1 protein-coding gene is annotated in these 13,502 nt (G+C 40.8%); it reads left to right on the top strand.

Annotation, left to right across the window (positions count from 1 at the left end):
• Positions 1-861 precede the first annotated feature (861 nt).
• Positions 862-13,502: collagen binding domain-containing protein (locus A6K76_RS01435; RefSeq protein ID WP_083995172.1), on the top strand; the 12,641-nt coding region annotated here is incomplete at its 3' end.

The raw sequence follows: 13,502 nt of genomic DNA, 5'->3' as shown, positions 1-13,502 counted from the left end.
CCCGAGTCTTTTCATGCTGTAATATGCGTGTCGGTAAACGAAACATACGTTATTTAAGAGGTCATATAAACTATTTCAAGAAACCTATTAATTTCTTTTTAATTGATTCATATTACCTTTGTTATTTCATATTTTTTTAACAATAAAAATATTTAATAGAAAAAAATAGTTAATTGTAGGTAGAAAAAACTATAAATTATAGTACAATGTACGATAACAATAAAAAGCAAAGACTATGCTTCACAATGTGTTGTACTTGGAGGTGAAATTTTGTAATCCAAAGGGCGGTTTTTCAAATCGTTAACGAATAAACACATCTAGCATAGTTTATTTCTTTTTATGGATCTTCACCATAACTTGGGGTTGCTTTCCACGTCGAGGCAGGCTTTCCGCGGGCGCGGAGGCGAACACGATGTTTGTCATGAAGGTGATGCCACATGGACGTGGCGTTTATCACCTTCCTCAAGCCTCCTCGTCGTTCGTGCCTCACGACTGCGGGGTCTCGAGGCTCGCGCTTTTCCCGCAGGAGTCCGCCTCTCGTTTCAAGCAACCTTTATGCGTCAACCCCAGCTTACGGTGATGAACCCTTTTTATGTAATTTTCGTTCAGCCTGTAACGTTTCTATAAAGCAGTCACGAACGAATAAATGGAAAATATTTCTTTGTTATCTCTTGAATAAAAAGAAATATTCGTTATACTCTTATCATAAACCCTTTTTATCCCAAATGATATTGTTGTTTGTTATATATTTCTTTTAGGAGGCGGATCAAAAATAAGCAAAGAGGAAAATGAGCATAAAAATATTTCACTCATTTTCAAGTGTATGTTAGCAACTTATATCAAAGGAGAAAGGGGAACATAATGTTTAAGAAGATTAATGTATTTGTGCTTCTGTTCTTCTTATTCGTACAAAGTTTTGTCATGCCAGTTTCAGCATCGGCAGCTTCGTTCGATTCCGTTTCGTTAGCAGCGGCAATTGCAGCTACACAAGCGAACGACGATGAAGAAGGCAGTACACCAACTGGAACAACACAGCCTGCGACAACAGCAGCCGCAACAGAGCCATTGATTGACTTGAGCTTTGATAAGTTAGTACATAATGGCGACAAAGTTACAGATCAAGACGATGCGGATGATTTAGAGCCAAAAGCAGGCGATAAAGTAGAGCTTCACTATACGTTTGAAGTAGTAAAGGATATGAAAGTAGATGATACTTTTACGTTCAAATTGCCACAGCAGCTCCTTTTATATAACGAGGAAGCATTGAAAGGCAATATTGAAATACTCAATGACGAAGGAAAAAAAGAACTATATTTCACGTATAGAACGAATAAAGACACACGCGAAGTAACGATTACTGCACTGAAAGCAGTTGAAGCAATTCAAGGACTAGAAGGGGAGATTTTCTTCACAGCTACGTTCGGGAATTTTGAGACACAAGAGTTAGAACAAACGTTAGTAATTGAGGATTCAGATTCATCAGCTCCAAATCCTTTAACTTTAACATTTAAATTTGAGCCATTAGTTGATATTGATGACGCAACAATTGTTAAAGACGGTACAGTGCGTGATGATAAAGGTGTTAAATATATCGATTGGCAAGTTGCTTTTAACTTAGAAGGTGAAGAGCTTGGAGAGTCAATCACATTTAATGACACACTTGGCGAAGGTCACGAATTAGTACCGGGTAGTGTAAACGTATCACTCGTTAAAATGAAAGCAACGTTACAAAGCGTTCAGCCTGATTCAGAGGGAGAGCCTATCGTTCTTCTGACAGATGGGAGCGAGCTTAATTTCGAAATTGAGAGCGGTAATAATGAATCCGATTTTGTTTTCAACAAAGAAATATATGCCGTACAAGTAACGTATACGACAGAAATTACGCGTATTCCTGACAGCGCAGAAGAGATTTTCGAAAATGTCGTTAAAGCTAGCTCAGGAAAAGCAGAGTGGGAAGCTGAAGCAGCAGTACCAGTAACGTACGGCACACCATTATCGAAAACATTCGTAGGCGGCAATAAGTACAAAGCGAACTGGAAAATCGAGTTTAATAAACTAGGTCAGACTGTTACGCCAGGTATGCAAATTACCGATACGGTTAGTGAAGAACACAAAATTTTGGCGGATACGATTAAAGTAACAAAATATGAGCAAGTAGATGGTCAATGGGTAAATCCTGAAGATATTACAAATCCTTCATTGATTTCTGACGAAGGTGAGCAGAGTTTTAAAATTCTATTAATAGATAACGGGACTTATGCTTATGATATTGAATACTCAACAGCTTCTGTTGACGACCTCATTACATCAAGCGGTACAATTGAAAATACGGTAACATCACCGTTTAAAGATGCTAATGATGAGCCATATACAGCAACAGATTCATTCATTTACTCATCAGGTGTCGGTGTAAAGGAACTTCGGAGCATCGACTATACAAACCGTACTGTAGAATGGTATGTATCATTTACTTCAGAAGGTCAACAAATACCGAACTTCAACTTAACGGATCAATTACCATCAGGGCTTACGTTAAAGCCGTATGACGATGGTAAAGATTTTAACCTACTAAAAGGTGAGGTTTCTGGTGCTAATTCTAACGTTAATTTGAAGCATGAGAATGGTATAATTTCAGCTTCAGTAGCAGATACAGCTACAGTAGATTTAGCGTTTACGTATCAAACGACATACGATACATTACCAGCGCCTGGAGCAAACGGTAAAGTTGAATTCTCTAATACTGCTAACTTTACATGGAAGAATAAAGATGGAACACCAGATAAGTTAGATAAATCTGCTGTATTCGAGCCAATTTTGGCACACGTTGCAAATGCTGAAAAATCAGGAACGTACAATTATGCAACACGTACATTCCATTGGACAGCAGGCGTAAACTTAGACAGAAAAGCGATTACCAATATTACTGATACGTTAGGTACAGGTCATAAGCTTGTAGCTGATTCTGTAAAAGTATATAACGCAAAAATTGGTACAGACGGTTCTGTAACAAAGGGCGAAGCAACAGATGACTTTACCATTACGAAAACAGACACAAGCTTTACGTTAACACCAAAATCAGCTACATCTAAGCCGTACTACATCGAGTATGAAACAAAAGATGCTGATCATATTATTGGTCAAGAAGATGGCAGTGGCTTATATGAAAACAAAATTGTTGTGAATAATGGTGTAGAAACAACAGCAAGTGTCACAATCGACCGACCGAATGAGCTTGTGACGAAAACGGGCAATCCAATTGTAGCGAACAATACGATTGATTGGATAGTAGATGTCAATCGATCAGGCTCACTATTAGAGAATGCGGTATTAACCGATACGTTAGCAGCAAATACGGACGCAGGATATGAGCATTTCTTATTGCCGGACACAGTGAAAATTCAACCATTAAAGTTTACAAAAAACGGAATCGAAAATGATGGTAATCCGAAAACGTTAGATCAAGCAATTGAAGCAGGTTGGTTAACAGCTTTGCCAATGGAGCCAGAGATTCGAAAAAATACGTCATTTAAGCTTACATTTGGTGATTTGACTGATGACGAAGGTCCACAGGCGTTCCGCATCACATATAGCACGTATTACGATGGTAAATATAATGAAGAAGGTGCATACGGTAACAAAGCCGTTCTTACATCAGGTTCACAAACATTACCAGAGGAAAATGCAAGTGCAGGTGTGGAGCTAAAAGACGGTAAATATATCAATAACGATTCAGGTGCATCAGCAGATTTCAAACGTGCAAATGTCAGCATTACGAAATTAGGTGTCAATAACGATACAGGCGAGGAACGTCCACTTCCAAATGTCACATTTGAGCTATATAACAAATCAGGTACAATCTTACTTCAAACAGTGACAACAGTGCTAGACGGAAAAGAAGCAAAAGCAACGTTTGAAAAAGTCGGCTACGGCATATACATCCTTAAAGAAGTCACGGCATTAGACGGCTATAAAAAAGTATCTGAGCTTAAATTGACACTGTCAGCGAACCCAACGATTACGGATAAGAATGGTAAGAACGTTGAGGCAGTTGAAATAATAGCGGGAACGCAACCAGCAGAAGGTCTGATTGAGCATACGATTAAAGTTAAAAATGAAGAAATCGTTAACTCAATTGAAATGACGAAAACGTTCGAAGGTGTAGCAGCAGATGCAGATGATAAGTTGTTAGAACAAGTGAAGTTTGCGCTGTTTAAAGAAGATGGCACACGCGTTACAACGACGAAAAAAGCAGAGTATGATAAAAAAAATGGTACTCGTACACTAGTTGAGGATCAATCTTCAGCTGATTTAACGTTTACACCAGATGCGGACGGTAAAGTTTATGTGCCGTATTTAGATAATGGTAGATATTACTTCCAAGAGGTTGAAACAGCACTAGGGTATCAGTTAGATAACACGAAGTTTGAAGGCTTTATTAATAGTGATAGCGTAAAGAAAACAAATACGTGGTATTCCCCAGTGAACAAACCACTCGAAGTAACAGTTACAAACGTTGAAGGTGATCCAGATGATGAAACACCTCCAACAAATACAGATCCTAAAATTAAAGGGTCAACATTTGAAGTATATGCTGTAACAGAAAATGTATGTGAAGGTCCAGGTAAAGCGTTTACGCCTACTGAAGGACAAACACCAGTGAAAATTGACGGTGCTGATTTCTTCACAACAGATGAAAACGGTCAAGTAACGATTGATTTCTCAAAAATCGACGAAAATCAAACAGCGAAGCAATATGTCATTGTGCAAAAGCATGTTGTAGGTGAAGGGGAAGGCAGCGAATACAAAGAATCATACTTCGTAGACCGACCATTCACGATTGTAGAATGTATTGATTTCACAAAGCCAGATCAGCCAACAAATCCGATTTTTGAAAATGAACGTATAGCAGATGTAACATTGGAAATCGTGAAAACAGATGCAGATTCTGGTGAAGCGATGCAAGGTATCGTATTTACAATTACAGCACCAGAAGCACATATCGGTTCGTTTGTAGGGAAAACGGACGCTGACGGTAAAGTAACAAAGTGGTTTAAAGGAACGACATATCCAGAAGATGATTCGACTGGAGCAGTGAACCCACCACGTGCGAAATACGCATTAGCAGAAGAACTCCCAGCAGGCTATGAAAATTTAGTTGTCGTAGGTAGTGAAGAAGACATCATTAACTTCACGAAAGATACAACTTCATTTGAAGCAACGAACGAAAAAATCAAACGTGACATTAACGTCTTTGATACATGTACTTTAGGTGAGCGTGTGTATGAAATTCATACAGCAGACGGTCAGCAAGCATTGCAAAAAGACGGCACGTTAAAAGCGACAGTAGCATATGAAGACAACAAAGAGAACGAAGACGTTGTACGCTTTGTCATTCCAGCAGGTAAAACATTTGATGAAGCAGTAAATAAAGGCGACTTAGTAATCCCAGAAGGCTCATATGAAATTGTACAAGTATATACAGAGCAAGAAGAATGTAAGCAAGACTCACGACCATTCACGGTAACACCAGATGATCCAACACCAACGAATGAAACGTTCGGTGATAATGTTGCGATTATTCAGTTTAAAACGTGCGGTGAAGGCGAATTAGCTGAATCGTATGTATTTGAAAAAGATGGTCAGCAATATACAGCAACGCTAGATGAAAACGGTCAAGCAATCGTGAAAATGCCAGTAAGCGCTAGTGACACAGATTACTATACGCTAACAATTGGTAATAAAACGATTAAAGTAATTGTTCCGGAGTTAAGTGGCGACGCACAGCCAATTACGATTTATACGGAAGACTGCTCTAGCGAAGTAGAAGTAGAATTAGAAGCAATTGATGGCAAGGGCTGTTTAGAAAACGGTGCAGAAGTAACGGTAACGCTACAAGATGCACAAGGCAAAGCCATTCAAACGCTTACAGCAGCAAACGGTCAAACATATGCTGTATACAACAATGAAGTCATCATTAATAACCAGTTATTTAACGTGAATCTTTCAAAAGATGCAACGACAGTAACGGTAAACGGTACTAGCTACACAGTGAGTGAGCTGGCACCGAAAACAATTACAAAAGGTACAGAGCCAACAACGGCATTATTCGACAATTTAATGCCAGGTGACTACAAAGTTGTTGTAACAGGCGGCGATTGTTTATCAGCGCCACCGACAGTAACCGTACCACCAGGTGAGAAGACGAACGTGCCAGTAGAAGAAGTGCCAGGTGAGCCAGGAAACTTAGACGTACCGATTCAATTCGTTGGTGGCTTAGGCTGCTTAACAGATAGCTCGGTAACTGTTTCATTACGTTCAAACGGCGAGCCAGTACAACAAATTACAATTGGTGATAAAACATATGGTGTATTAAAAGGCAAAGTAATTGTAAATGAACAGTTTTACAGCGCGGCTGCAGACGGTACCTTTACAATTGATGGCGAAACGTATATACCAGCGTTATACGAGCAAACAATTACAAAACCAGGCTTTGCGAAAGTGGAGGCAAACTTCACAAACTTAATGCCAGGTGAGTATGAAGTGATCGTATCAGTTGTAGAATGTATCGTGCCAGCTGAGCCGACACCACCACCGACAGTAACCGTACCACCAGGGGATAAAACAGAAGTACCATTTGAAGAAAAACCGAAGCAACCAGGAACATTAGAGGTGAAAGTTGACTTCATCGGCGGTGCAGGCTGTTTAGAAGATGGTGAGGCAGTAGCATTAACATTATTCTCAATTGATTCTGACGGTAATGAAACAGCGGTAAACTACGTAGAAATTGATGGCACGAAATACGGTGTGCTAAATAACGAAGTATTAATCGGTGACGAAGCATATGAAATTGTGGAAGGTAGCGTAACAATCGAAGGTCAAGCAACAGCTGTTGAAGCAAAACCGTACATTGTCACTGTTACAAAACCAGGTCTAAATGAACCAACTGCTGTATTTACAAACTTAGTACCAGGAAAATATGTTGTAAAAGTAATCGATAACGAATGTATTACAACAGACGAGCCAACTGTTGACGTACCACCAGGTGTTCAAACACCACCAACAGTTGAATTTGACGAAAAGCCAAAGCAACCAGGTTCTCTTGAAGTACCAGTTCAATTTGCAGGCGGTCAAGGCTGTACAGAAAATGGCGACATTACAGTTACATTACAAGATGCAAACGGTAAAGACGTACAAGCTGTAACAATCGACGGCAAGCAATACGGTATTTCAAACGACCAAATTATCGTTGACGGCGCAGCATATGTAGTTGTTTCAGTAGAAGGGGAAGAAGCGGTAACGTTTACGAACTTAGCGACTGGTCAACAGCTTGAAAAAGACGGAGAAGCTGTAACATCGACGAAAACAGTTTACACACAAACGGTGACGAAAGATGGCGCGAATAAAGCGACAGCGACATTCGAAAATTTAATCCCAGGTGACTACACAGTTAAAGTAACAGAAAGTGAGTGTATCGTGCCAACTGAGCCGACAACACCACCGACAGTAACTGTACCACCAGGTGATAAAGAAGAAATTCCATTTGAAGAAACACCAAACACACCAGGCGATGCGAATGTAATCGTTCAATTCGCAGGAGGACAAGGCTGTCTTGAAAATGGCGACGTAACGCTAGCACTTCAATATGAAGGAAAAGCGGTACAAGCGATTACAATTGACGGCGAAACATACGGCATCTTAAACGATGAAGTAATCGTGGAAGGTCAAGTGTATAAAGTTACGAGTAACAAAGTAACGATTCAAGATAAAGAGTATGAAGTAGCACCGTACGAAGTGACAGTGAAGAAAACAGGCGCAAATGAAGCAACTGCACAATTCACAAACTTAGTACCTGGCGACAAGTACACAGTCGTTGCAAAAGACGAAAACTGTAACGTAAGCTCAGAGCCATTTACACCAGGAACAGGTGAAGAAGTACCAGCTGTTCCAGTGAATGAGACACCAAACACACCAGGCGATGCGGACGTAACCGTTCAATTTGCAGGAGGACAAGGCTGTCTTGAAAATGGCGACGTAACGTTAGCACTTCAATATGAAGGAAAAGCGGTACAAGCTATTACAATCGGCGACGAAACATACGGCATCTTAAACGGTGAAGTGATCGTAGACGGTCAAGTGTATGTAGTTGTAACGAATGAAGAAACAAACGCACAAACTGTTACAATTAACGGCGAAACGTATACACCAGCGCCATATGAAGTAACGGTGAGCAAGTCAGGTGCGAACAAAGCAGAAGCGACGTTCACAAACTTAGTACCTGGCGACAAGTACACAGTCGTTGCAAAAGACGGAAACTGTAACGTAAGCTCAGAGCCATTTACACCAGGAACAGGTGAAGAAGTACCAACTGTTCCAGTGAATGAGACACCAAACACACCAGGCGATGCGGACGTAACTGTTCAATTTGCAGGAGGACAAGGCTGTCTTGAAAATGGCGACGTAACGTTAGCACTTCAATATGAAGGAAAAGCGGTACAAGCGATTACAATCGGCGACGAAACATACGGCATCTTAAACGGTGAAGTGATCGTAAACGGTCAAGTGTATGTAGTTGTAACGAACGAAGAAACAAACGCACAAACCGTTACAATTAACGGTGAAACGTATAACGCGAAGCCATATGAAGTAACGGTGAGCAAGTCAGGTACGAACAAAGCAGAAGCGACGTTCACAAACCTATTACCTGGCGACAAATACACAGTCGTTGCAAAAGACGAAAACTGTAACGTAAGCTCAGAGCCATTTACACCAGGAACAGGTGAAGAAGTACCAGCTGTTCCAGTGAATGAAACACCAACAACACCAGGTAATGTAGAAGTAGCAGTTGAATTTATCGAAGGTGTTGGCTGCTTAGAAGATGGTACAGCCGTAACTGCGACGCTACAACATAACAGCGAAACAGTGAAAGCAATTACAATTGGCGGCACAACGTACGGCATTTTAAATAATGAAGTCATTGTGGACGGTCAAGTGTATGAGGTAATCGAAGGCAAAGTAACGATTGCAGGTCAAACATATGACGCAGCAGCTTACACAGTAACGATTACAGAAGAAACACCAACAGCACAGTTTACAAACTTAGTGCCAGGTGAGTATACAGTTCATGTAACAAATGAAAACTGTATCGTACCAACAAACTTTGAAGATCCAACGACACCACCAAGCGTGAACGTGCCTCCAGGTAAAACACCATCAGTACCATTTGAAGAAACAGCAAAAGTTTGTACGGAAACAGTAATTAAAGCCATTTCAAACTTACCAGAAACAGCGAAAACAGTTGTCATTGGTGAAAACGAAGTAGCGATTACAGAAATTCCAACAACGACAGCACCAGGCACATACGATGTGAAAAATGAAGCAGGCAACAAAATTGGTAGCCTTATTGTGAAAGAAGGCAATGAAGCTGAACCATGTGTGACAGCAACATTTGAAGCATTAACGTGCGAAAACGAGTTTGTAGAAATTACAAACGCACCGGAAACGGCAACAACAGTTGTGATTGAAGGAAAAGAAGTAGCGATTACAGAAATTCCAACAACAACAGCACCAGGCACATATGATGTGAAAAATGAAGCGGGCAACGTGATTGGTCAACTTGTAGTCGAAGCAGGCACAGAAGAGCAACCATGTGTGACAGCGACATTCGAAGCATTAACGTGCGAAAACGAGTTTGTAGAAGTACCACCAAATTTACCAGAAACGGCAACAACAGTAACAATCGATGGCGAAGAAGTACCGGTGAGTGACATTCCAATGGGTACACCACCAGGCACATACCCAGTGAAAGACAAGGACGGCAACGAAATTGGTGAGATTGAAATTATTGAACCAACAGAAGAAGAGCCATGTCCAACAGCAGAGTTTAAGCCAGCACCGACACCAGAACCATTAGTATGTACAACATTCACGTTACAAGTAAATATTGATGGTAAGCTTGTTCCAACTACAACTGAAGTGAAGCTTGTTTCAACAACAAACCCAACTGTATTTGTATTAGGAACAGCAAATGAAGAAGGTATCGTGACATACAACGATCCATTTACATTAGTACCAGGTCAATATGAAGTAGTCATTAATGATGTTGTGTATGGCACAGTAGAGGTTGCGTACGGTGAAGAGCCATGTGAAGCGAAAATTTTCGATGGTAAAACACCAGAAGAATTACCAGAAACACCAACGCCACCAACAACATGTACTGAAGAGTTTGTGAAAGTACCAGAAAATGTACCGAGCGACAGCACAGTAATAATCGATGGTGAAGAAGTATCGGTGAGTGACATTCCGATGGGTACACCACCAGGCACATATCCAGTGAAAGACAAGGACGGCAACGAAATTGGTGAAATTACAATTGTTGAGCCAACAGAAGACGATCTATGTCCAACAGCAGAGTTTAAGCCAGCACCAACACCAGAACCACCATCATGTACAGAAGAATTCGTGAAAGTACCAGAAAATGTACCGAGCGACAGTAAAGTAACAATCGATGGTGAAGAAGTATCGGTGAGTGACATTCCAATGAATACACCACCAGGCACATACCCAGTGAAAGACAAGGACGGCAACGAAATTGGTGAGATTGAAATTATTGAACCAACAGAAGACGAGCCATGTCCAACAGCAGTGTTTGAGCCAGCACCAACACCAGAACCACCATCATGTACAGAAGAATTCGTGAAAGTACCAGAAAACGTACCGAGCGATAGTAAAGTAACAATCGATGGTGAAGAAGTACCGGTGAGTGACATTCCAATGAATACACCACCAGGCACATACCCAGTGAAAGACAAGGACGGCAACGAAATTGGTGAGATTACAATTGTTGAACCAACAGAAGACGAGCCATGTCCATCAGCTGAATATGAGCCAACACCAGAGTTACCACCGACACAACCATCTTGTGAAAAAGATGTAGTTGTACCAGTAACACCAGGCGTATCAATCGTTGTAGACGGTCAAACATACGATGATAACGACGGCGACGGTAACGTAACAGTACCGACGACAGCGTTAGAAAAAGATGTTCAGTATACAATCGAAACAGTAACAGGTGAAAAGATTGGTACGATTGAAGTGGATGAAGACTGCGCAGCGACGATCATTTACACAAGCTGTATGGCAGGCGAGTTCACAGCACCAGAATTAGCAGGTCAAACAATTACGTTAACAAATGATCAAGGCAAAGCAGTAACGGTAACAGTAGGTCAAGATGGTAAAGCAACAGTACCATTCATTAACGGTACATTTACGGTAACAAATGCAGCAGGTGAAGAAATCGGCACAATTGTTTTAAAAGATTGTGAAGGTGAATTCACACTGTCGCAAGAAAACGTAGCATGTACAGCAGCAACAATTTCATTACCAGGTTATGAGGCTGGTACAACAGTGACAGCATCAAATGGTAGTGAAACTGTAACATTAACCGTTTCAGAAGAGTTAACCGTAACAGTACCATTCACAGAAGGCGATGTAACGTTAACAATCGATGGCAAAGTAATCGGTTCAGTAACATTAGTTGACTGTGAAGGAGAATTTGTACCGACAATTAACGCATGTGAGTTTGTCGAAGCACAGCTTGATGTGAAATATGCAGGTCAAACTGTAACGTTAACATTCGGTGACGTAACAGCAGAAGTTGTTGTAGCAGCAGATGGCACAGTAACAGTTCCATTAGATGGTACATTTGATGGAGCAAACGAAAATGGTGAAAAAATTTCTGTCATGGTAGAAGGTAATAAAGTAGCGGATATTACAATTGAAGACTGTAAAGCATTTGTTCAAAACGTTGTACCGCAAAAACCTTTAGTACCAATAATTCCAATTAAGCCTATCAACCCTCCAGGCGGCGTGAAGCCACCAACAGTTGAGGTGACACCAGAGCCAGAAAATCCAGAACAACCGGAGCAACCTGTAGGCGAAGTATGTAACAAAGCATTCTTACCAATTACAGGTGACAAAGCTCCAAAAAATAGTTTCGCAAACATTTATGGCGGCAAAGTATCGTTAGACGCGATCAAAGCGGATACAGATGCAGGTACGTATGATGTAGTGGACGAAGAAGGAAATAAAATCGGTACGTTAACAGTTGTTGAAAGTGCTGACGGTAAAGCTTGTTCGACTGCAACATTTACAAAAGTAGAGCCGGAGCCGGAACAAAAGCCGGAACCAGAGCTACCGAAGTACCCAGTCGTTATTGATCCAACACCATCAGGAGCATGTACAGAAATTACGAACATTTCGTATGAAGTAAAAGACGAAAATGGTGTTGTAGTAGAAAAAGTAACAAATGGTAATACGAACAATGACAAATCATTAAACTTACTAGCTGGTACGTATACAATCGTATCAGAAGGTAAAGTGTTAAAAGAATTTACGGTAACAGACTCGAACAAAGATCAAAAAGTTACAGTAGAATTCGAATGTTCAAGCTTAGTTTTATCGGTAACAGCAAGTAGCCTATTTGGTTCAACGCCACCACCGAAATTAAACATCGTACCAATCATTGACGGTTATCCGAAATGTGATGAAGTATTAGGTGAAGTGACGTTAAAAGATGCAAATGATAAAGCAGTAGTGGACGTTTCGAAATTAGGTAAAGGTGACTATGCGTTAGTCTCTGCGGATGAATGTACGCCAGAGAAGAAACCTGAGGACATTAAGCCAATTACAACGTTCCCAGTAGAAGAAGTAACAAATAGTACACCACCGAAAGTAATTGAGGTAGTTGTAGAGCCTGAAAAAGATCCTACACCTACACCTACGCCGACACCATCAGTACCGTCATACCCAGCAATGCCATCAGTACCTGTGACGAATTACGCGGTGGAATTAAACCCAGCGTGTGACAAAGCAGCAACGTTTGTATATGAAATTTACAATATGAACAATTCACTTGTAACAACAGTGAAGCAAGATGGCAACGGTAAAATTCAATTTACGATTGCAGCGGGTACGTACAAAGTGGTGAAGCAAGGCAATCCAACGACACAGTTTGATAGCATTACAGTAACAGGCACGAAGCCAGTAGAATCGTTCACGTTAACGAATGCTTCAGATTGTACGGAAGAAGATGTTGATTCACCGACACCACCGCCAACAACGCCGACACCGACACCAGATAAAGGTGTAGAAATTGTCGAAATTAAAGAAAATGGCGTGTGTGAAGCGAACCAAACGTATGGCGTTTACACGAAAGACGGCAAGTTCGTACAAAATGTAAAAACGAATAACGAAGGTGTCGCAATCGCATTTTTAGCAACAGGCGAGTACGTATTAAAAGATGCAAATGGCAATGAAATTACAACATTTACAGTGGTGAAAGATAGCACAAATAAATTTGAAATTTCATCAACATGTATCGAAATGCCAAATACGGACAACCCAAATAGTGGTGGCACGAATACACAAACACCACCACCAATCATTACACCAGGTGGAAATGAGCCAGGAACGACACCAGGCACACCAACAACACCAGGTGAAAC

Source organism: Caryophanon latum, assembly GCF_001700325.1.
Taxonomy (GTDB): Bacteria; Bacillota; Bacilli; order Bacillales_A; family Planococcaceae; genus Caryophanon; species Caryophanon latum.
Note: the sequence above shows the minus strand (reverse complement) of the source record. Positions and strands in the feature narration are given on the sequence as shown.